General features: G+C 45.4%; 13 protein-coding genes and 4 tRNA genes. 9 read left to right on the top strand and 8 right to left on the bottom strand.

The features are described 5' to 3' along the window. Window positions 1-85: 85 nt before the first annotated feature. Window positions 86-451 carry a hypothetical protein gene (locus tag J699_RS07435; protein WP_032868692.1) on the top strand — a complete coding sequence of 122 codons (366 nt, stop codon included), beginning with the start codon at window positions 86-88 and terminating at the stop codon, window positions 449-451. Here J699_RS07435 and wrbA read toward each other — a convergent pair. After that, window positions 448-1,047 carry an NAD(P)H:quinone oxidoreductase gene (wrbA, locus tag J699_RS07440; protein ID WP_032868691.1) on the bottom strand — a complete coding sequence of 200 codons (600 nt, stop codon included), beginning with the start codon at window positions 1,045-1,047 and terminating at the stop codon, window positions 448-450. The two genes, J699_RS07435 and wrbA, sit on opposite strands and share 4 nt — an antisense overlap. Window positions 1,048-1,159: 112 nt before the next feature. On the opposite strand from wrbA, the gene J699_RS07445 reads away from it, so the two are divergent. Next, window positions 1,160-2,410, top strand: coding sequence for a YihY family inner membrane protein (locus tag J699_RS07445; RefSeq protein WP_005227359.1), 1,251 nt, complete (start codon window positions 1,160-1,162; stop codon window positions 2,408-2,410). A gap of 26 nt (window positions 2,411-2,436) precedes the next feature. Here J699_RS07445 and J699_RS07450 read toward each other — a convergent pair whose 3' ends face one another. Continuing rightward, on the bottom strand, window positions 2,437-3,342 hold the full coding sequence (locus J699_RS07450; protein ID WP_032868689.1) for a DMT family transporter: 906 nt from the start codon (window positions 3,340-3,342) through the stop codon (window positions 2,437-2,439). Between the two features lie 107 nt (window positions 3,343-3,449). Here J699_RS07450 and J699_RS07455 point away from each other — a divergent pair, with 107 nt between their 5' ends. Beyond that, window positions 3,450-4,250 carry an AraC family transcriptional regulator gene (locus J699_RS07455; protein ID WP_032882842.1) on the top strand — a complete coding sequence of 267 codons (801 nt, stop codon included), beginning with the start codon at window positions 3,450-3,452 and terminating at the stop codon, window positions 4,248-4,250. Between the two features lie 88 nt (window positions 4,251-4,338). Here J699_RS07455 and J699_RS07460 read toward each other — a convergent pair whose 3' ends face one another. After that, window positions 4,339-4,983 carry a fumarylacetoacetate hydrolase family protein gene (locus J699_RS07460; protein ID WP_032868685.1) on the bottom strand — a complete coding sequence of 215 codons (645 nt, stop codon included), beginning with the start codon at window positions 4,981-4,983 and terminating at the stop codon, window positions 4,339-4,341. Window positions 4,984-5,016: 33 nt separating this feature from the next. Beyond that, entirely contained in the window at window positions 5,017-5,514 is a 498-nt protein-coding gene (locus J699_RS07465; RefSeq protein WP_032868683.1) for a YcxB family protein, read from the bottom strand. Window positions 5,515-5,881: 367 nt separating this feature from the next. Between J699_RS07465 and J699_RS07470 the strand changes: the two genes are divergently transcribed. Then, window positions 5,882-7,180 (top strand): hypothetical protein, encoded by a 1,299-nt coding sequence (locus J699_RS07470; protein WP_032868681.1) that lies wholly within the window; start codon window positions 5,882-5,884, stop codon window positions 7,178-7,180. A 41-nt stretch (window positions 7,181-7,221) separates the two neighbouring features. On the opposite strand, the gene J699_RS07475 is transcribed toward J699_RS07470, so the two are convergent. Further along, a tRNA-Arg gene (locus J699_RS07475) sits at window positions 7,222-7,298 on the bottom strand. 516 nt (window positions 7,299-7,814) lie between these two features. Here J699_RS07475 and J699_RS19820 point away from each other — a divergent pair. From J699_RS19820 to J699_RS07485, 3 genes are all read left to right on the top strand, one after another. After that, complete coding sequence (locus J699_RS19820) at window positions 7,815-13,025, top strand: beta strand repeat-containing protein (RefSeq protein WP_032882841.1); 5,211 nt, start codon at window positions 7,815-7,817, stop codon at window positions 13,023-13,025. A 602-nt stretch (window positions 13,026-13,627) separates the two neighbouring features. Further along, window positions 13,628-17,836: a beta strand repeat-containing protein gene (locus J699_RS19815; protein WP_228133442.1), complete on the top strand. Its 4,209-nt coding sequence runs from the start codon at window positions 13,628-13,630 to the stop codon at window positions 17,834-17,836. 343 nt (window positions 17,837-18,179) lie between these two features. Next, window positions 18,180-18,845 carry a hypothetical protein gene (locus J699_RS07485; protein WP_032868678.1) on the top strand — a complete coding sequence of 222 codons (666 nt, stop codon included), beginning with the start codon at window positions 18,180-18,182 and terminating at the stop codon, window positions 18,843-18,845. 48 nt (window positions 18,846-18,893) lie between these two features. Here J699_RS07485 and J699_RS07490 read toward each other — a convergent pair. The 3 genes from J699_RS07490 to J699_RS07500 all read right to left on the bottom strand — a co-directional run bounded on the left by J699_RS07490 (window position 18,894) and on the right by J699_RS07500 (window position 19,194). Beyond that, window positions 18,894-18,970: transfer RNA gene (locus tag J699_RS07490), tRNA-Arg, on the bottom strand. A gap of 46 nt (window positions 18,971-19,016) precedes the next feature. Further along, window positions 19,017-19,093, bottom strand: a tRNA-Arg gene (locus tag J699_RS07495). An 11-nt stretch (window positions 19,094-19,104) separates the two neighbouring features. After that, window positions 19,105-19,194 (bottom strand) — tRNA-Ser (locus J699_RS07500). A 260-nt stretch (window positions 19,195-19,454) separates the two neighbouring features. Between J699_RS07500 and rnr the strand changes: the two genes are divergently transcribed. Both rnr and J699_RS07510 read left to right on the top strand, forming a co-directional pair. Next, a complete protein-coding gene (gene rnr / locus J699_RS07505) occupies window positions 19,455-21,893 on the top strand; it encodes a ribonuclease R (protein WP_032882840.1) in 2,439 nt (812 codons plus the stop codon). An 87-nt stretch (window positions 21,894-21,980) separates the two neighbouring features. Continuing rightward, window positions 21,981-22,568 carry a hypothetical protein gene (locus J699_RS07510; RefSeq protein WP_032868675.1) on the top strand — a complete coding sequence of 196 codons (588 nt, stop codon included), beginning with the start codon at window positions 21,981-21,983 and terminating at the stop codon, window positions 22,566-22,568. Window positions 22,569-22,580 lie beyond the last annotated feature (12 nt).

Below are 22,580 nucleotides of genomic sequence, written 5' to 3'. Positions count from 1 at the left end.
CTCCCATTTTTTTGCGCTGTATTCATTATCCATAAAAAGCGTATAGTGATTTTAGAAGCTATCCCTATCGCAACAGGTCAAAGCGATGCCAGATCACCGTGCAGGCTTTAAAAGCCACCAACTCGTTCTATCGCTCTCCCCTCTACAATTAAATCGAGAGATTGTGACAGCAATAGAAAAAACACTTGGCCTTTCCTTCCTTAATGAAGATGAGCCGCATCGGGTGTGTTTTGCCAATCAAAATGCTGAACTGCAAGATGCCTATAAACAGGTTTTCAGAGCTATCGATCTGCTTGATTATGTCTATGCCATGTTGCTCTCAGCACAAGGCAATCTCGATAAGATCTCACTGCTCAGTGAAAATCAGAGCGTGATTGCCTCTCCAACCGATCCTCTACACTTCTGGCAATTGGTTCGGGTCGGACAACAATACCGACTTTCCCAGATTTAAAATTTTCCAGCCAACGCCTTAACGACTTCACCCAAACGCTTGCCTTGTGCTTCACACAGAACCTTTTCATCCTGGCTCAGGCTTTGATCATGGCGAGGTCCGCTGACATGGCTGGCGCCATACGGTGTTCCACCGGTTTTGGTATTCGAAAGGGCTGGAATCGAATTGGGCAAGCCCAAGATCATCATGCCGTGATGGAATAATGGCGGCAGCATGGTCAATAACGTACTTTCCTGCCCGCCATGCATGGAACCTGAAGAGGTGAAGACACAGGCGGGGTTATCATGCAAAGCGCCATTCAGCCATAAACTGGTGGTTTGATCCCAAAAGTACTTCATCTCACTGGCCATATTGCCAAAACGCGTTGGCGAACCCAAGGCCAAACCGGAGCAATGGCTGAGATCTTCTAAAGTGCAATAAAGGTCGCCATCTGCTGGAATACTAGGCGCCGCTTCAGTGACGACGGTGGCTAAATTCGGCACGGTTCGAATGCGCGCTGTCACACCTGCAGCTTCAATGCCATCGGCAATCAGATGCGCCATTTGCTTAGTGGAACCATATTTACTGTAATAAAGAACAAGAACGTAAGGTTGCATCACTTTCAAGAATTTTGTTAAAAAGGACACTATACGACATTTTATACATTTTAGGCTGTTACAAGTCCTGTGCTTTTGCAGGATCTTATTAAAAATAATTAGGATAGAACCCATGATCTTAGACCGTTATCTAAAAAAACTGCCTTTTTTAGAAAAAACATGGTTTCAATTTATTGTGTTTGTGTTACGACGTTTTGAAGCGGATCGCTGTCGGGAACAGGCAGGAGGACTGACCTATACCACCCTGTTTGCAGTCGTTCCGATGTTGACTGTTTTTCTGGTGATTATCTCCTCGATTAAAGCCTTAGAACCTGCGCGGCAACAGCTGCAACAGCTGATCTATAGTAACTTTTTACCGAAAAGTACCATCGCCTTTGACAAGGCCTTGAATGCCTTTACCGAGAAATCCAGCAATCTTACCGTGATTGGTGTGCTATTCCTGTTTGTTACCACGGTGCTGATGCTGACTTCGATTGAGAATGTGTTTAACCGCATCTGGCGTGTTAAGGAAACTCGCACGGGACTGGTCGGTTTTATGCGTTACTGGACCATTATTTCACTGGGCCCAATTGTGTTAGGCAGTGCTTTTGTATTGTCTTCAACTGTCGCTTCGATGAGTATTCTCAGCAATAATTTTGCAGGCTATCAGCTGGATGGTGCCTTCCTGCTCTGGCTGATCTCGTTTCTACTGACCGTTGTTGGCTTCTTCATTTTATACTGGACCATCCCGAACCGTATTGTCCCGGTTTTTTCAGCCTTTATTGCTGCCTGTTTTAGTGCGACCGTATTTGAAATTCTAAAACGTTTTTTCGGCTGGGTGATGAGCAACTTCACCAGCTATGAAATCGTTTATGGTGCATTTGCCGCAGTGCCGATCTTCCTGCTCTGGATTTATCTGTCCTGGAATATCATTTTATTAGGCGTGGAAATCAGCTATGCCCTCACCGCCTTTCACTCTGGCAAAGAACAGAAACGCCATCCAATCCTGATGCTACTCGACATTCTGGAACTGTTTTACAAGAAGCAGCAGATTGGACAAAGTGTCAGTGAGAAAGAGCTGTTAAATATTATTGGACGTGGCGAATTAGGTCGACTACCGGCTTATATCCTGCAACTGGAACAGCAGAACCTGATTATGCGTACCGATAAAGATGAATATGTACTAGTCCGGAATCTGGCGCAGGTCGATTTCTGGAGTTTCTTTACCGCCCTGCCTTATCCATTACCGTTACGTCCCGATGTTGAAAATATTCATCAGGACGATGAATGGATGGAACGGCTCGGCCCGTCCCTGATTGAAAGTAATGATTATTTAGCTGCCAAGCTATCCATTCCGCTGTCCACCATCTTTGAACAGAAATAGTCAAAAGGCCTCAATCGAGGCCTTTTTTATTTTCTGATCCAGCCTTGCAGACTAACCACCACAATGCCAAGTAATACCAAGGCTGAGCCCATCACAAAATTTAGTTCAATTTTTTCGCCCAGCAAGCAGACGCCAAAGGCTATTCCAAATAACGGTGTAAGGAAGGAAAACACGCCCAGTCGCGAGGCCAGATAATTGCGTAATAACCAGAACCAGGCCAGAAAACTGGCAAAGGATACAATCAGGGTATGAAAGGCCAGACTGCCGATCACCAGCGGGGTAAAATGAATGGTGGCTTGTCCGAGAAAAAACGCCAAGCCAAACAGCAATACAAAACTGCCTGCCAGTTGATAAAACAGGGTTTGGGTAACGGCGGCCTGAGCCAGCGAAGATAAACGCACTGTCACCGTGGTTGCCGCCCAGGCAATCCCCCCTGCCAAAGCCAGTAAGTCACCCCATAACATCTGCTGTTCTAGCTGGGTGGCACCCTGCTTTGCCCTCATAAAAGTGACCACAATGCCTAAAAAAGCAATGGCAATACCACTCCACTGCAGCACACTTAAACGCTCGGAAGGCAGCTTCCAGTGCAGCCCCAAAGCCACAAAAATGGGAGCGGTATACAACAGCACCACCGCATGAGATGCAGACGTCCATTGCAAGGCCTGCGCCAGTAGAAAGAACTCCAAAGAAAATAAAAAAGCGACCAGTGCCCCTGCCTTGAGATTCTGGCGATTGAATAACTGACTGGCTTTATCCAGATACAGCAACGGTAATAACAAAATTGCAGCCAAACCTGACCGCAATGCAATTTGCATTAAGGGCGAAATATCGGGAGCTGCCATTTTTAAAATGACTTGTTGTAAGCCCCAGATCATACACAGTACGACCATCAGGCCCGATGCAGTTGCATCTAATGCTTTGCGCTCATCCATCGCACGCTCCCGATTCTATTATTTGAGCACCAATATAAGGCTGTCAGATTTTCATGATATAGTGAAAATCTGACAAGACATGCGTGTTTTCGGGCAATTCTCATCTTATGAAAAAGTCAGCACAACGGATTCAGGATTTTCAGGCCATTCCAACCTACAATGATATTCCTGCACCTTTATGGTTACGGGTTCGGGATGCGCCTGCAGAGACTTTTTATCCTAAACATGCGCATGCTTGGGGGGAGTTTATTTATGCCTTTGACGGGGTGCTTGAAGTCAATATTGAGCAGATCAATTACCTTCCCCCGCCGCCTTATGGCATCTGGTTGCCGCCGCATCTGCAACATAGCGGGATTAACCGGAATGATGTGACCTATTGTACGCTTTATATTCATGAATCATTATGTCAACGGATGCCACAACAGGCCGGGATTTTACTGTCCGCACCGCTGGTTTCCGCGCTACTGGAACATCTTCGTCACACAGCATTTTCAGAACACGATCCTGAATATATCCGCCTACTTCAGGTTTTACTGGACGCACTGACCCATGCTGAACTGGTCGGCAGCTATTTGCCCACCACGCAACATCCGGCACTGGCTAAGGTTCTGAGCCATTTACATGAGTTTCCTGCAGACAACAGCACCCTTGAACAGCTTGCCCACATGATCAACATGACCGAACGCACGCTGGCCCGCTATAGTCAAAAAGAATTGGGCATGTCATTGCATGAATGGCGGCAGCGCTTAAAAGTCATGAAAGCCATGTCGATGCTCAATCAGGGTAAGACCATTGAAAGTATTGCGCTGGATTTGGGTTATGCCAGCTCATCCGCTTTTATTTATATGTTTAAACGCTGGATGCATTTCACCCCTGACCAGTTCCGCAAGCTCTATCAAGGCAGTTAAGCTTTGCTTGGATAGTGCATAAATGATCAGGTCTTTCAATAAAAAAGCGCTGCTATTTATCGAGCAGCGCTTCTTTATCTTGCTGTTTTTATTCTGCTTTCACAAAGCTATCCCAGTCATATTCACCAGACTGGGTAATCAGTTTCATGGTCAACTGATCATTGGCACGTAAAGCGCCGACACCTGCTGGTGTACCGGTCATAATGACATCACCTGCTTCCAGGCTAAAACATTGATTGATCTCAACCAGTAACGCACCAATATCCCGAATCATGTCTTTGCTAAATCCATGCTGACGCTCCACCCCATTAATAGTGAAAATGAGTTCCAGCTCCTGCAAGTCGCCAATTTCATCCGCTTCGATCCAGTCCGCCAGAAGACAGGCACCGTCAAAGGCTTTGGCACGTTCCCATGGCTCGCCTTTGGCTTTTAAATCCCCTTGCAAATCACGCAAGGTTAAGTCCAGCCCCAAGGTCACAGCACCAACGGCTTCTAAAGCTTTGACTGGATCCGTTTCCCGAGATAGAGGATGGGTGATTTTTAAACAGATTTCACATTCATAGTGACACTCACCTAAAGCCTGATTCCAGCTGATTCCCTCTGATAAAGGACTCAGACTGCTCGGTGGCTTGATAAATAAGATCGCACGATCAGGAATAGGATTGCCTAACTCTTTGGCATGTTCTGCATAATTTCGGCCGACACACACAATTTTTGAAGGACGTGTACTCATGAATGTTCCTTGTTCTTTGAACCGCTGATAAATTTACTTTTTAAAGCTATTTTCAAATTTGGTTTGATCTGAAGTATTTGCAAATGCACGTTTCGGTACAATAATCACGGTATGATTTTTCAGTTCCAGCATATAGGTCAGTTTGCCAATTGCAAAAGATTGCACCTCGGTATACTGAGTTCTCTGGGTTTTGCCTGTTGCGTACAGTTCAAAATGATCCTGATATAAATCAATCCCCTGTTCACTTTTACCAAACTGGTAACGGACAAACTGGCGCTTGAATAACATCGGCAATAACCAGTAGCGCATTACGCCCTGCATCAGCAGAAAGAACGCACCCAATGCCACATAATAGCGCCCGACTCCAGAGAATCCTAAATAAATCCCCCACAGGATAATCGCGATGCTAATCACGGGTGTTAGAAAACGGCTAAAGGTCTTTTTACCAAAAGTGACCAGAGCAAAACCATCCTGTGATTCTTCCAGATTCAGATAATAGCGCACAGAGACCGTTGGACGTTGTTCAGACATTTTGATTTCTAACATTTGAAAAAAACTGACCTATTAGAACATAAATGCTTCACAGGTAAATCACCTTTCTGGCGTTTTGATACAAAATTTCAATCTGCGATTTAAGCTAACTTGATGATTCTTTTTTTATATCAATTTATCCCGATGCTTTGATTTTAAAGTACTGCAAAATATCGTCTTTTGTTCTTAAATCGCCTGCATATATCTTTATATGCTCAACCAATCAAATCAAGTTTCTGGCGAAGTTTTACACAATACGACTATTTTTTAACGCTAAAAAATCTTATTAATAATGGGCATGAATACACTCAATCACAGGGTGTTCATTCCTGCCCGCCAAATCACGAATAAAAAGCAAAGGAATGTGATGCGTTATTTGAATGGACTACTTATCTCTTGTATTTTTCTAGGCACAACACAAAGTTGTTTTGCTCAACTGTTGTCGTGGAATGACAATATCCCCAGTGCTTTACAGCCATTTCAAAACAACCCCAAAATACTGGCAGGTTATACCCAAAATACGATTTTTATCTATGGACATCCTGTCACAAAAACGGCACTACCCACCTTAAAAACCAACCCTCAACCCAGCGTGAGTTTCAATTCGGCTGCGATGATTGTACCCGTCAACGCCCAGCAGGTTGGCAAAACCTTAACTGATTTTAAGCAATATGTCGGTTTATTCCCGACCTTGAAATCCGCCAAAGCACTGGAACACTCAGGCAATATTGTCCAGATGAAATATCGGGTCTCGATTCCGACACCTATTCCCGTGCTGAACTTCAATGAAGACGTCACCTTACAGCATCAGATTCAGCCCAATAGTATTTCCAGTCTGGTGATTGATGCGCCCATTCCTTATGGCGTAGGTAAATTTGAATGGTTTGCCCTAGATGAGCACCACACCTTAATCACCTTAACCCAATGGGGAGATCTGAACCAACCCAAGGGATTTATTTTTAAGAAAATTCTGAATGCCATTCCTGAAGTCAAGCTGGGCATTCCCAGCGGTACCAATGCCTTTGTAATGGAGGCGCTCAGAAAGCGTTTTAATCAGCAAAATATAATCGCCCTGAATGCCGGACAACTTCCCAGCCCGCAACTGAATCGCGCACAATTGCTAAAAATCGTGCAACTGAGCCAGAATGCCCAGCAGCCGGTGAGCTTTCTACATGCGCCCACCAGTGTACTCTATACCCATGGACGTGAAGCCATGCGCTTTACCACAACCTATCGTTTTTATACCCAATCCCCTCAACCCTTACAAAAATGGTTGAGTCCTAATGCCTATCAGGAGCTGTTCCCCCGCCAGATTAAAAAAGTGGTCACGACACCTGTTCAGAATCAGGCCCAGGATGCAGATCTACAGGTCAATGTCGGTTTGGGCGTGATCAATATTCCCTTTGCTTTTAAACTGCATTTTAACTATCCCAACACGACTGAGAATCGTTTTTATGCCAATGGCGGAGACTTACGCTTTATCAAAGGGGAAATGCGCCTTGCTGCTCAAGATCAAGGGACCTTATTTAAAATGACAACAAGCATGAAAGTCGATGAAAAGGCACCCTTTTTACTCAGGGCAATGCGAAGCCTGCCTTATCATGACGTGCTACCTGCGGTTGGTGGGAATGCGGTATTTGTACAGAAGCTCAAGGCAAAAATTTAAGACACAAAAAAACCGCATTTAAGCGGTTTCTTTTTTCAAATTGGTGCGCTCAGAGAGATTCGAACTCCCGACCCCTTAGTTCGTAGCCAAGTGCTCTATCCAGCTGAGCTATGAGCGCATATTTGATGGAGGGCATTATACGCACTTTTTGGTAAAAGATAAGGCCTTTTTCAAGCATGAGTGATCAACTGGCTATAGATTCAGCGTTTTATTCAGATTAAATCACCACGACTGTGGCAAATCGACCGAACCATGCCAGAAATCAGTCCTACTCCCCAAAATTTCACAACAGGCCAAATCAAATCAGCGCTTGCAAACTATTGGATATAAATTAACGATTAAAATTCAATTAAATAAATAACAGTCTATAAAAGGCACTTCAAACTACTCTGTAATTTTTATAAATAATCCATAATTTCATAATATTAATAGCAATTAAAAATCCAAGTTCCAAAATCAAAATCCAATTCTTTGTTTTATATAATTTTTATAGCTCATTAAAAAATATGATACATACTGCAATATTGACATTAAAGCGTTAATCAACCAATACTAATTGGTATATTATGCGACAGGAGTCACATAATTATTAAGCTAAATAAAACAAAACTCCAATAATTATAGGTATATCGACATGTTATTTAAAAATATTTTATCACCAATTACGGGTATTCTCTCATTTTCGAGTAGTAATAGCCCAACAACGGCACCAGTTCCTGTCAACACCGTATCGACAACAAATCATGTTCAGGTCGAAGATACCACCATCACCAATAACAGTAATGGTTCTGGTGACGGTTTATTCGGCGGTGTACTTACAGGCAATGGTCCTCAAAACTACGGTGTTGGCGTTGGTAATGCCCAAGACCTTAATTTTCCCCTTCCCTTCACCACAGCTTTTCACTCATTAGGAAATTCATTTCCCTGGTCAGCCAATTCTTCATCGATTAATACCGCCACCACCAGCGCTTCGACCCAGGTTCACGATAATGACATCATCAATAATAGCAATACTGGCGCAGGCGCTGGAAATGGCAGTGATGGTGGCGTGTTAAGCGGTATCGCCTCTGGTAACGGCGAACATAATTACGGTATCGGTAATGGCAACGGTGACGATGCCAACCTGACAACCCCGGTCACAGTGCCATTCGAGGCCTTGGGCAATTCAGTTGCCGCACTGGGTCAAGGCGAACTGGACTCGGTTAACACCACGCCAACTACCTCTAGCGTCAATATTCAGGACAATGACACCACCAATAATAGTAATACGGGTATAGGAGCTGGCAACGGCAACGGTGGCGGCTTGCTCAATGGCGTAGCAGCTGGAAATGGCGAACATAATTACGGTATCGGTAATGGCAACGGCGACGATGCCGCAGTCACCATCCCATGGACCACACCCGTTCAAGCGGTGGGCAATTCAATTGCGGGTCTGGGTGGTGGCGATATTGATTCGGTTAATACTGCACCGACCACCTCGAGCACCAATATTCAGGACAATGACAGCATTAATAACAGCAATACCGGCACCGGTGCCGTAGGTAATGGCAGTGGTGGTGGCTGGTTAAACGGCGTGGGCGCTGGTAACGGTGAACAAAACTATGGCATTGGTAATGGTAACGGTGACTATGCCAGTGTCACGACACCCGTCACTGCACCATTTCAGGTACTCGGCAATTCAGTTGCAGGTCTTGGCGGTGGAGATGTGAATTCCGTCAATACCGCACCGACCACATCGACGACCAATATCCAGGACAATGACATCACCAATAATAGCAACAGTGGTACAGGTACTGGGGGTAGCGGTAATGGACTAGGCGGATTGCTGAATGGTATTAGTGCAGGCAATGATGAACACAATTACGGTATTGGCAATGGCAACGGTGACGATGCCAGCGTAACCGTACCATGGACCACACCCGTGCATGTACTCGGAAATTCCTTTGCAGGTTTGGGTGATGGCGATGTGAACTCAACCAATACCGCTCCTACAACCACGTCCAATATTATTCAGGACAATGACACGACCGATAACAGTAATAGTGGTACAGCTACGGGTGGCGTCGGTAATGGTGTGGGGGGCTTAGGCAATGGCCCTGCTGCGGGGAATGGCGAACAAAACTATGGTATTGGTAACGGTAATGGAGATGATGTCGACATTACGGTGCCTTGGACCACACCTTTAAATGTACTCGGCAATTCTGTTGGCGGTGGTGGCAATAATTCATCAACCAATTCGGCACCGACCACCACACTGAACCATGTTCAGGACAATGACAGCACGGATAATAGCAATAGTGGTACAGGTACCGGCGGCATTGGCAATGGTCTGGGTGGCTTACTCAACGGTATCAGCGCCGGTAATGGTGAACACAACTACGGCATCGGCAATGGTAACGGTGATGACGCAGACTGGACTTCGCCTGTGGTGACTCCGATCAATGCCATGGGAAATAATGTTTCCTGGTTTGGCAGCAATGATCCGACTCATACCGGCAATACCTCGGTCAATAATGGCTCAACCAATACTACCAACATCGTCGAAGACAATGATCATATCGACTATAGTAATAGTGGCGCAGGTGCTGCCGGCAATGGCATCGGAGGTTTACTAAGCGGTATTGGCGCAGGCAATGGTGAGCAAAACTATGGCATCGGTAATGGTAACGGCGATGACGTCGGCATTACCACCCCGATCACGACGCCAATCAATGGCCTAGGCAATGAATTCTCATTCTTTGGGGATGCCAATAACGCATCGCATAACAACGCTTCGACCACCACCACCAATATTGTCCGAGACAATGATACAACAGACAATAGCAACAGCGGTGTTGGCAGTGGTGCAGGCAATGGCATTGGTGGCCTACTCAATGGTGTCGGCGCTGGCAACGGCGAACATAATTACGGTATTGGCAACGGTAATGGTGATGACGTTGGGGTGGTCATGCCAATCACCACCCCTCTCAGCGGCTTGGGCAACTCCTTCTCGGTCTTTGGAGACTCAACCACAAGCTCAGTCAACAATTCATCGACCACAGCCGTCAATCATTATGAAGACAATGACACAACTGACAATAGTAACAGTGGTACCGGTCTTACAGACGGTGCTGCTGGCAATGGCGTGGGTGGTTGGGGTAATGGCCCTGCTTCAGGCAATGGTGATCATAACTATGGTATTGGCAATGGGATTGGCAATGATTCAAGTGTGGTCGCACCCATCACAACGCCAATCAGTGGTTCGGGAAATGCCTTCTCAATCTTTGGCAATGCCACTTCCAACTCGGTCAATGACTCATCGACCAAAACCACCAACTACTTCCAGGACAATGACAGCATTAATAATGGCAATAGCAGTAGTGGTGTTGGTGGTACGGCAGGGAATGGTGTTGGTGGTGGTTTATTAAATGGTGTCGGCGCAGGCAACGGTGAACACAACTACGGTATTGGTAACGGGATTGCCGATGATGCCAGTGTGGTGGCACCAATCACCACACCGATCAATGCATCGGGTAATGCCTTCTCAATCTTTGGCAATGCCACTTCAAACTCAGTGAATAATTCCTCAACCACAACCAATAATTACTTCCAGGATAACGATACAACCAATAACAGTAATAGCGGTGCTAACGGTACTGGCAGCGGTTCAGGCAATGGCACAGGAGGTGGATTATTGAATGGTGTTGCCGCAGGTAATGGCGAACACAACTACGGTATTGGCAATGGTATTGCCGATGATGCCAGTGTAGTGATCCCGATTACGACACCGATCAATGCATCAGGCAATGCCTTCTCGATCTTTGGTAACGCAACAGCCAATTCAACCAATAACTCCTCGACCACAACCAATAACTACGTTCAGGATAATGATTCAACAGACAATAGTAATAGTGGCGGTAATGGCGTAGGCGGTGGTTCAGGCGGGCTGCTTGGACTAGGTGGTTTACTCAACGGTGTTGCAGCAGGCAATGGTGAACATAACTATGGTATCGGTAATGGGATTGCAGATGATGCCAGCATCGTCGCCCCGATTGCCATTCCGATTAATCTGTCAGGTAATGCAATCTCCTTGTTTGGTAGTGCAACCGCCAATTCTCACAATAATTCATCCACCACAACCAACAATCATGTTCAGGACAATGACAGCACCAACAATGGTAACGGTACCGGCAATGGTGGTAGTGGTAATGGCTCAGGCGGCTTACTCGGCGGTATTGGCGCAGGCAATGGTGAGCATAATTATGGTATTGGCAATGGGATTGGTGATGATGCCAGTATCGTGACACCGATTACGATTCCAATTAACTTCTCAGGCAATGCCATCTCGGTACTCGACCTCAGCGGTTTAAATGGTGAAGGTGAATTTAATCCACTAAGCCCGGTGACCAACATTATTCATATTGTGGCGGGGGATGGCGAAGGCGGTACAGGCCTACTCGGTACGGTAACTGGGGTTGTTGGAGGCGTCACTGGTGGTATTGGTGGTGAAGGTGGGCCTCTTGGTGCAATCACAGGCATCATCGGTGGCATTACCGGTGGTGGCGGTGAAGGCGGTCCTTTAGGCTCAATCACAGGCATTATCGGTGGTATTACGGGTGGTATCGGCGGCGGTGAAGGCGGTCCTTTAGGTTCGATCACTGACATTATCGGCGGCATTACTGGCGGTATCGGCGGTGGCGAAGGTGGTCCTCTAGGTTCGATCACTGACATCATCGGTGGCATTACCGGTGGTATCGGCGGTGGTGAAGGCGGTCCTCTTGGTGCAATCACTGGCATCATTGGTGGCATTACAGGCGGTGACCTAGGCAACAATCCTGTTACTGGTGTGATTCAAACTGGTATTGATGTACTGCAAGGCGTTGAAAGCCTGAAAACAGATATTATCAACACCGGTATTAGCACGGTTGGCGGTGCAATTGGTAGCGTGCTTCCGGGTGTTCATCCAGTGACTGACCTGACCAATCTCGGTACCCTCACCTTTGAAACTTCTCGCGATACCGTAAATGGCACACTTGAAGCCATTTCTGATCTGGCAGGTGCTGATATTGGCGGTGCTGCCGGTTCTCTTACTGGCGTTGTCGGTACACTGATTACCAATGGTTCAACGGCTTCTGGTCTGGTTCAACATGCAGTTGGTGACCTGACTGATGTCGGCGGATTGTTAGGTGGAATCACTGGTGGTATCGGTGGTGGTGAAGGCGGTCCTTTAGGTTCAATCACTGACATTATCGGTGGTATTACGGGTGGTATCGGTGGTAGTGACGGCGGGCCTTTAGGTTCAATTACTGACATTATCGGTGGCATTACCGGTGGTATCGGTGGTGGCGAAGGCGGCCCTCTAGGTTCAATCACTGACATTATCGGTGGTATTACTGGCGGTATCGGTGGCGGTGAAGGCGGTCCTTTAGGCTCAATCACAGGCATTATCGGTGGTATTACGGGCGGTATCGGTGGTGGCGAAGGCGGTCCTTTAGGTTCGATCACTGACATCATCGGTGGTATTACGGGTGGCATCGGCGGCGGGGATGTGATTTCCGGAGTCGCTCAACCTATTCAAATTGTGGTTGGCAGTGGTAGCTTAACGCTCGATCTTCTGCAAGACAGTCTGGGTAGCCTATCAAATGGCAATCTATTCGATGGCATTAGCAACCTTGTTCATGTCAATAATGAAGATGGTAGTGTGGATAATATCTTAACTGCGATTACAGGAACCGTTTCATCAAGTTCAGGCATTGCTGTAGGTGAACCAAATCCAAATGGTGGCGCTTTAACAGATCTCATCTCCATCACTTCACCATTATCAGGTTTAACCGATCATCTATTCGGTTCCGTTCATCACTTTTAATCTCTAAATTGTAGAAAAGCTGCTGGGATCAGTGGCTTTTCTCTTCCTCTGGAATCATCATTTGAATGTGATTAAGCAACGATATAAGTGTTGATTAATAAGTTTTTTTTAACAACCCGACATGACCCTATAAGTAGGCAACATTTTTACTGGATTTTTATTTTAAAACAGAGTGATGTAATATTTGTAAGTAATTAATAATTATATGTTTTATTAAAAACATCAAACTAGAAATATTTAATTTCAAATGAGTTACAAATTTTATAAACTTCTGGCCATTTGTCTAAGTAAAAAGCAATTTTAAAAGAAAAAAATCATTTTAATTGCCTGATATATTTGATTATATTTCATCCTATAATGTTTATAATAATTTTTAGAATAAAATACATATGTAGATTTAATAGAATGTTTTTCTGAATAAAATAAATATAATTCAGCAACTTAAACTCAAATTTAACAATCCGATTTAATCACGTTACAGATTGACAAAAGAATTGCCACATATAACACTAAAAGCGATTAATGTGACTTTAATCACAAAATAATCATAGCACGCTAATAATTACTTAGAACAACACAACTTTAAGAATATAGGTATCATTATGCTTTTTAAAAGTCTTCTATCACCCATTAAAAGCATTACTTCGAGTCTCGTCGATAGTAATAGCTCAACATCACATGTTGGCGGTTCACTCCTCGCTCCCCTGTCTCTCTCTAGCATTACCAATATCGTTTCAACCAATACACTAACCAATACGGTTAGCAGTATTACTGGCGGAGCAGCCAACAATCCTCTCGGGGCAGTGACAAATATTCTTGGTGGTGTGACAGGCGGAACAAGCGGTAGTCCACTTGATTCGGTCACACATATTATTGGAGGAGTTACAGGCGGCGCTACTGGCAATCCGCTAGGCGCGGTAACAAATATCATCGGTGGCATTACCGGTGGAACCGATGGTGGTCCATTAGGTGCCGTTACAAATATTGTTGGTGGTATCACAGGGGGCGCTGGTGGCAATCCACTAGGTGCTGTAACAGGCATTATCGGTGGTATTACGGGGGGTACAGAAGGCGGCCCGCTTGGCGCGGTCACGAATATCATTGGTGGCATTACTGGCGGTGACCTTGGTCATAATCCGGTCACAGGTGTAATTCAGTCTGGTATTGATGTACTACAAGGCCTTGAGAGCTTAAAAACAGAAGTGATCAATACCGGTATTGATACAGTGGCAGGGACGATTATTGGGGCAGTTCATCAATCCGAGCATCCGATTGGCGATCTTGCAGATTTAGGAACACTTACTTTTGAAACCTCTCGCGATACTGTAAACGGTACGCTTGAAGCCATTTCTGATTTAGCCGGTGCTGATATTGGTGGTGCCGCCGGTTCGCTTACAGGTGTAGTGGGTACACTGATCAACAACGGTTCTACTGCTTCTGGTCTGGTTCAACATATTGCTGGTGATTTGACCAATGCTGGTGGAATCATTGGCGGTGGTGAAGGTGGTCCTTTAGGCGCAATCACAGGCATCATTGGTGGTATTACGGGTGGCATTGGCGGCGGTGAAGGCGGTCCGTTAGGTTCTATCACAGGCATTATCGGTGGCATTACTGGTGGTATTGGTGGTGGTGAAGGTGGTCCTTTAGGTGCAATCACAGGCATCATTGGTGGCATTACAGGTAGTATCGGTGGTGGTGAAGGTGGTCCTTTAGGTGCAATCACAGGCATCATCGGTGGTATCACAGGCGGTGACCTAGGTAACAATCCAGTTACAGGCGTAATTCAAACTGGTATTGATGTACTACAAGGTGTCGAAAGCCTGAAAACCGATATTATCAACACCGGTATTAGCACAGTCGGTGGTGCAATTGGTAGCGTACTTCCGGGTGTTCATCCAGTGACTGACCTGACCAATCTTGGTACCCTCACCTTTGAAACTTCTCGCGATACCGTAAACGGCACACTTGAAGCCATTTCTGATTTGGCAGGTGCTGATATTGGTGGCGCTGCCGGTTCGCTTACAGGTGTTGTCGGCACATTGATCACCAATGGTTCAACCGCTTCTGGTCTAGTTCAACATGTAGTCGGTGACCTGACTGATGTCGGTGGCCTGCTTGGTGGTATTACCGGTGGTATCGGTGGCGGTGAAGGCGGTCCTTTAGGCGCAATCACAGGCATCATTGGTGGTATCACAGGCGGTATCGGTGGTGGTGAAGGCGGTCCTCTAGGCTCAATCACTGACATCATCGGCGGCATTACGGGTGGCATCGGTGGTGGCGAAGGTGGGCCTCTTGGTGCAATCACTGGAATCATTGGTGGTATCACAGGCGGTGACCTAGGCAACAATCCTGTTACAGGCGTAATTCAAACTGGTATTGATGTACTGCAAGGTGTCGAAAGCCTGAAAACAGATATTATCAACACTGGTATTAGCACGGTCGGCGGTGCAATTGGTAGCGTACTTCCAGGTGTTCATCCAGTGACTGACCTGACCAATCTCGGTACCCTCACCTTTGAAACTTCTCGCGATACCGTAAACGGCACACTTGAAGCCATTTCTGATCTGGCAGGTGCTGATATTGGCGGTGCTGCCGGTTCGCTTACTGGTGTGGTAGGTACATTGATCAACAATGGTTCAACCGCTTCTGGTTTGGTTCAACATATTGCGGGTGATTTGACTGATGTTGGTGGCCTGCTTGGTGGAATTACGGGTGGCATTGGTGGTGGTGAAGGCGGTCCTCTAGGCGCGATCACAGGCATTATCGGTGGCATTACTGGTGGTATCGGCGGTGGCGAAGGCGGTCCTTTAGGTTCAATCACTGACATTATCGGTGGAATCACTGGTGGTATCGGTGGTGGTGAAGGCGGTCCTTTAGGTTCAATCACTGACATCATCGGCGGTATTACTGGTGGCATCGGTGGTGGCGAAGGTGGTCCTTTAGGTGCAATCACTGGAATCATTGGCGGCATTACGGGTGGTGACTTAGGCAACAATCCTGTCACTGGCGTGATTCAAACTGGTATTGATGTACTGCAAGGTATCGAAAGCCTGAAAACAAATATTATCAACACCGGTATTAGCACGGTCGGCGGTGCAATTGGTAGCGTACTTCCAGGTGTTCATCCAGTGACTGACCTGACCAATCTCGGTACCCTCACCTTTGAAACTTCTCGCGATACTGTAAACGGCACACTTGAAGCCATTTCTGATCTGGCAGGTGCTGATATTGGTGGCGCTGCCGGTTCGCTTACTGGTGTGGTGGGTACATTGATCAACAACGGTTCAACCGCTTCCGGTCTGGTTCAACATGCAGTTGGTGACCTGACTGATGTCGGTGGCCTGCTTGGTGGCATCACGGGTGGTATCGGTGGAGGTGAAGGCGGTCCTTTAGGTGCAATCACAGGCATCATCGGTGGTATTGGCGGCGGTGAAGGCGGTCCTCTAGGCTCAATCACTGACATCATCGGTGGCATTACGGGCGGTATCGGTGGTGGCGAAGGCGGCCCTTTAGGTGCAATCACAGGCATCATTGGTGGTATTACAGGTGGCGGTGATGGCGGTCCTTTAGGTGCAATCACTGGAATCATTGGCGGCATTACGGGTGGTGACTTAGGCAACAATCCTGTCACTGGCGTGATTCAAACTGGTATTGATGTACTACAAGGCGTTGAAAGCCTGAAAACAGATATTATCAACACCGGTATTAGCACGGTCGGTGGTGCAACTGGTAGCGTACTTCCGGGTGTTCATCCAGTGACTGACCTGACCAATCTGGGTACCCTCACCTTTGAAACTTCTCGCGATACCGTAAACGGCACACTTGAAGCCATTTCTGATCTGGCAGGCGCTGATATCGGTGGTGCTGCCGGTTCACTTACTGGTGTGGTGGGTACATTGATCAACAACGGTTCAACCGCTTCTGGTTTGGTTCAACATGCAGTCGGTGACCTGACTGATGTCGGTGGCCTGCTTGGTGGCATTACAGGTGGTATTGGCGGTGGTGACGGCGGCCCTCTAGGCGCAATTACAGGCATCATCGGTGGCATCACGGGTGGTATCGGTGGCGGTGAAGGCGGTCCGTTAGGTGCTATCACAGGCATTATCGGTGGCATTACGGGTGGTATCGGTGGTGGCGAAGGCGGTCCTTTAGGTTCGATCACTGACATCATCGGTGGCATTACCGGTGGTATCGGTGGTGGCGAAGGCGGTCCTTTAGGTGCAATCACTGACATTATCGGTGGCATTACTGGTGGTATCGGTGGTGGTGAAGGCGGTCCTTTAGGTGCAATCACAGGCATCATCGGTGGCATTACCGGTGGTATCGGTGGTGGTGAAGGCAGTCCTCTCGGTTCAATCACAGACATCATCGGCGGTATTACGGGCGGTATCGGTGGCGGTGACGGCGGGCCTTTAGGCTCAATCACTGACATTATCGGTGGCCTTACAGGTGGTATCAGCGGCGGTGTAAATAGCGGAGATATTATTTCTGGTATTGCTCAACCGATTCAGACCGTAATCAGTAATGGAAATGTGACGATTGATAGCTTGCAAGATCATGTCAGCACACTGTTCAGTGACGGTTCATTTGACGGTATTAATAACCTCATCAGTGTAAGTGCTGGCAATGGTGATTATAGTATTGATGGAAGTATCGATGGCATCTTGGATGCATTGACAGGTACTGTATCTTCAGGCATTGCTGTTGGCGAACCAAATCCAAATAGTGGTGCTTTAACAGATCTTGTTTCACTGCAATCTCCACTCAACAATCTTACAGATCACCTCTTCAGCTCTGTAAATCACTTCTAAATAGATCAAATAAAAAAGCCGCTGATCAGCGGCTTTTTTATATTTATAATTTTTAATCTCAGTCTATTGCAAAAACTAAACTCTGATATTTTTTAATTCATCAGATTTTGTCTATAACTACCACGCATAAAGTTTAACATTTAGCAACTTAAAACTACCTGAAACCATAGGTTTAAATGACCTCAAACATCAATATACAATAGCTTAGTTTTCCCGTGGTATTATCATTTTTATGATATACATATATGACCTACTCGGGCCTTACTAGTCATTTCCATGCTTTATTTAAGAAGAGAACAGGAAATTAAAATCGAGCTAAAATAGCTTGAGCTCAAGAGAGAAAATGCTAAAAACTATTTTTGAGAACAATCCTGAAGAGGACTCCACTTCAGATCAATTTAAATCTGCTTATTTGTGTTTTCTTTTTTCTTTCATCCTTATATTGATTTTTAGTTCGGCTCATCAAGCTGCCTTACATCAAGTCAATCTTGCCCGAAACCAAACTTGGAAAATCTCGAAGCAATACATCGACTTGAGCAACGAAGCCTACATTCGTCGCGAACGAGTGGGCGCATCAATCATACTTCCAACCAACACCAATAATTCTTTAATAATGAAGTGTGATGTCAAACTCATGAAGTTATGCCAGCAAGAGCTTAAGCAGCCGAATCATGCAATCCAAACGATCCATTACTATCAAACAATTCCGATAGGAAATAACCAGCCTGAATACCAGCTTAAAGCGATTGATTATATTGATCTTAAAGGAAATTTAATTCATTTAGATTATCAACAACTAGCCCCCAATACCCCAGCCGTAATACAGAAAAAGAATTGGAAGCTCTGGATCATCACATTCATTGGAGGGTGGATGTTTTTATTGATTGCTTTTATGGTTTCTACTTTATTAAAAATATTCTCAAATAAATCAAGAAGTATACTTATGGCTTTACTGAGCCTATATTATATTTTAGCCGTTTATAGCAGCGTAATGATTTATATCTCTTAAAACTCAGGCACAAAAAAACCGCCATTAAGCGGTTTCTTCACTTTAAGTTGGTGCGCTCAGAGAGATTCGAACTCCCGACCCCTTAGTTCGTAGCCAAGTGCTCTATCCAGCTGAGCTATGAGCGCATTACTTATCTGCCTATTCAGGCGTGTGTTACTTTAAATCTTTACTTGGTGCGCTCAGAGAGATTCGAACTCCCGACCCCTTAGTTCGTAGCCAAGTGCTCTATCCAGCTGAGCTATGAGCGCCTTAAGTAAAGTGGCGGTGAGAGAGGGATTCGAACCCTCGATACAGTTACCCGTATGCATCCTTAGCAGGGATGTGGTTTCAGCCACTCACCCATCTCACCGTAACACGAGCGCAATAATACAAACTAAAACCACATTACACAAGGGATGTTCCTATTTTTTTCCACTATTTCAGCTCAATCAAATACTTTTTAATCAATTTTCGTATTTTTTCAGCATTTTTTAGTGCTACGCTTGTTAATATAGCGTTATCTCCTTTATTTGGATCGGGCCAATAAACAGAATCTTGCAATCTTTGACGTGCAGTTAGAGTTTGAATGACTTATGCTAAACCGATCTGCCAGATGTGAAATGAAACGATATGACTAAAAATTGGGCCGATCCCGAAGCAAAAGCAGAAGCGCAACGTTACGATAATCCTATTCCTAGCCGAACTCTTATTTTAACTACATTAGAACAATTAAAAGCTGCCCAGTCTCATGCAGAGCTGGTTGACCACTTCAATATCCCCGATCAGAAAAGTATTGATGCATTAAATCATCGTTTAAGTGCGATGGTACGTGATGGGCAATTGATGAAGGATGGATTCAAATCCCAGCCTGCAACCGATTTACCGAGCCATGAAGCCACGGTTTATATCAATAGTAAAGGTTTGGGGACTGCCAACATTGCAGGTCAGGATGATGTGCTCCTGCCTGAACGCGAATTACGTCTGGTCTTTAATGGCGATCGCGTTAAAGTCCGTCAGACCTCCGTTGACCGTAAAGGTAAAGCTTGGGGCTTTATTACCGAAGTGGTACAGCGCCGGGTTAAACAGATTATTGGTAAAGTGGCTGAGCATGAAGGTGAGTATTTTATTCAACCGGGTAATCCCAATCAGCATCAACCGATTACCTTAGAAAAAGAATTGATTGAACATGCCAATGCCAAAGTGGGCGATATGCTACGCGTGGCTATTGATGACTACCCGACCCGTGAAGAACTGGCGACTGGGCATGTGGTGCAGTCGATGGCGGATAAAGCCGATACAGAAATCATTATTCCGCAGACCATTCTAGAATTTGGTTTGCCTTATGAATTTCCAGAAGCTGTGATTAAGGAAGCCGAAAGCTTTAAAGAACCTTCTGAACAGGATCGTAAAGGTCGTGTTGATTTACGCGATTTACCCCTCGTGACGATCGATGGTGAAGATGCACGCGACTTCGATGATGCAGTATTTGCAGAAAAACGTGCAGGTGGTGGTTATCGTGTGGTGGTCGCGATTGCCGATGTGAGCCATTATGTCCGTTTAGATTCACCTTTAAATGAAGAAGCTGAAGAGCGTGGGACCTCGGTTTATTTCCCGCACTTCGTATTACCGATGTTGCCTGAAGCCTTATCCAATGGTCTATGCTCTTTAAATCCGCATGTAGACCGTCTGTGTATGGTCTGCGATTTAAAGCTGTCACGTGCCGGTAAAGTGACAGGTTATGAGTTCTACCCTGCGGTGATGCATTCCAAGGCACGGTTGACCTATACCCAAGTCGGTCAGTATTTTGAAGGTGCCACAGATGCCATCCCGGCAGATAAAACCATTCATAAATCATTAAACACTTTATTCCAGCTTTACCAAACGCTGAAAGAGTTACGTGCCAAACGTCATGCAATGGAGTTTGAAACCATTGAAACCTACATGACGTTTGATGAGCTAGGCGGAATCAAGGAAATCTTGCCACGTACCCGTAATGATGCGCATAAACTGATTGAAGAATGCATGTTGCTGGCCAACGTTGCCGCAGCAGAATATTCATTAGAGCATGACATTCCAATGTTGTATCGTGTGCATGAAGCACCCGAGTTCTCCCGTATCCAAAAAGTGCGTGATTTCGTCAAATTACTGGGCTTACCGTTCCCTGAACAGCCAACTCAGGCCGACTACCAAGCCGTGATTGAAGCGACCAAAGATCGTCTGGATGCTCCAAGTATTCATGCAGTACTGTTACGTTCAATGATGCAAGCCTATTATGGTGCGAACAATGCGGGACATTACGGTCTGGCTTATGAAGCCTATACGCATTTCACTTCGCCAATTCGTCGTTATCCGGATTTATTGTTACACCGTGCGATTAAGGCTTATCTTGATAAGAAACCTTACCCGCTTTCAGGTGCAGCATTAGATGATGCGGGTGAGCATTTCTCACAAACTGAACGTCGTGCCGATGAAGCATCACGAAGCGTCACCACCTGGTTGAAATGCCATTATATGCAACAGCATTTGGGCGACGAGTTTGTCGGTGTGATTAGTGCAGTAACCGAATTCGGCCTGTTCGTCACCCTCAAAGACTTGTATGTGGATGGCATGATTCATGTGAGTCAGCTCGGTGAAGACTTCTTCCTGTATGATCAGGCCAGCCAAAGCCTCATCGGTCAGAATCGTGGTCAATCATTTAGCCTTGGTGATGAAGTCAAGATCCAAGTGGCCGGCGTAAATCTGGAAGAACGTAAAATTGACTTCCAGTTGGTTCAGCAATTAACCCATCTCGGTCGTGTGATTCGCCAGAAAGCACCTCGCACTGCAAATCCTTCTAGTCCGAATCGTGCGTCAACAACGGAAGAAGTATTTGGCAAAGCACCTTCATCGACGAAAGCTAAAGTCAGTGAAGACGGCGAAAAGCCTGTACGCAAGAAAAAGGATAAGAACAAACCAAGTTCTTATAGTAAAAAGCCAGCTAAGAAGGCTTCGGCTAAGCCGGATACGAAAGAGAAGGCCAAAAAGAAAGTGAAAAAGAAAAAGTCGAATGCGAAAGCAAAGGCTGAGTAATTGATAAGAGATAAGGGAGCTTCGGCTCTCTTATTTTTTGTTATATAATGAATAGATAGACTATTTCTAAATATAAATAAAATCCTAATGATTCACTACCGCATCACCAAATATTACTATCATCATTACTTTTCAATTCTCTTTTTCTTTCTCACAATCGGTACCGCTATATTCTTTTTTGGGGGTAATTTTTCACCTAGCTTTACGCTAAAAATTGTCGCCTTGATCATTTCTTGTTTTCTTTATATTTTACTCCTCATTTATTTTCTCTATTTGAAAAAGAAACAGGAATGGGTAATTCCTAGACAATGGGGGAAAGTACAAAAACAACCTAAATATTATGCTTTATTTATTTTCCCTTTATTCATTATTCCCGTACTCTGGCTCAACTTTGCGGGTACGCTTCCAATGATCTGGACATATACCACTGGGGATTCGCAAATGATAGAGGTAGCAGCGATTGCTGAAAAAAAGCATACGAGACATGGCAATATCTATTATTTTAAAACAGTTTATTCCGACATACCGATCTTTAGAATGACATCGGAACAATATGTAAAGTATAAGGATGGTCATCTCACATTAAAGTTATCTACACGTCAAAGTTCTTTTGGTACCTATGTGCTATCAATTGATCAAATCCAAATCGCAAAGCAAAACTCAACGAATAAATAATCAATCAACCTT

The sequence above is a fragment of the Acinetobacter sp. 1000160 genome (genome assembly GCF_000588715.1).
Classification (GTDB): domain Bacteria; phylum Pseudomonadota; class Gammaproteobacteria; order Pseudomonadales; family Moraxellaceae; genus Acinetobacter; species Acinetobacter courvalinii.
Note: the sequence above shows the minus strand (reverse complement) of the source record. Positions and strands in the feature narration are given on the sequence as shown.

Bases quoted from the DNA above. Each gene is read 5' to 3' on its own strand.
- rnr (WP_032882840.1), top strand. From the start codon at position 19,455: ATGACTAAAAATTGGGCCGATCCCGAAGCAAAAGCAGAAGCGCAACGT.
- J699_RS07450 (WP_032868689.1), bottom strand. From the start codon at position 3,342: ATGGATGAGCGCAAAGCATTAGATGCAACTGCATCGGGCCTGATGGTC.
- wrbA (WP_032868691.1), bottom strand. From the start codon at position 1,047: ATGCAACCTTACGTTCTTGTTCTTTATTACAGTAAATATGGTTCCACT.
- J699_RS07455 (WP_032882842.1), top strand. From the start codon at position 3,450: ATGAAAAAGTCAGCACAACGGATTCAGGATTTTCAGGCCATTCCAACC.
- J699_RS07470 (WP_032868681.1), top strand. From the start codon at position 5,882: ATGCGTTATTTGAATGGACTACTTATCTCTTGTATTTTTCTAGGCACA.
- J699_RS19815 (WP_228133442.1), top strand. From the start codon at position 13,628: ATGCTTTTTAAAAGTCTTCTATCACCCATTAAAAGCATTACTTCGAGT.
- J699_RS07485 (WP_032868678.1), top strand. From the start codon at position 18,180: ATGCTAAAAACTATTTTTGAGAACAATCCTGAAGAGGACTCCACTTCA.
- J699_RS19820 (WP_032882841.1), top strand. From the start codon at position 7,815: ATGTTATTTAAAAATATTTTATCACCAATTACGGGTATTCTCTCATTT.
- J699_RS07510 (WP_032868675.1), top strand. From the start codon at position 21,981: ATGATTCACTACCGCATCACCAAATATTACTATCATCATTACTTTTCA.
- J699_RS07465 (WP_032868683.1), bottom strand. From the start codon at position 5,514: ATGTCTGAACAACGTCCAACGGTCTCTGTGCGCTATTATCTGAATCTG.
- J699_RS07445 (WP_005227359.1), top strand. From the start codon at position 1,160: ATGATCTTAGACCGTTATCTAAAAAAACTGCCTTTTTTAGAAAAAACA.
- J699_RS07460 (WP_032868685.1), bottom strand. From the start codon at position 4,983: ATGAGTACACGTCCTTCAAAAATTGTGTGTGTCGGCCGAAATTATGCA.
- J699_RS07435 (WP_032868692.1), top strand. From the start codon at position 86: ATGCCAGATCACCGTGCAGGCTTTAAAAGCCACCAACTCGTTCTATCG.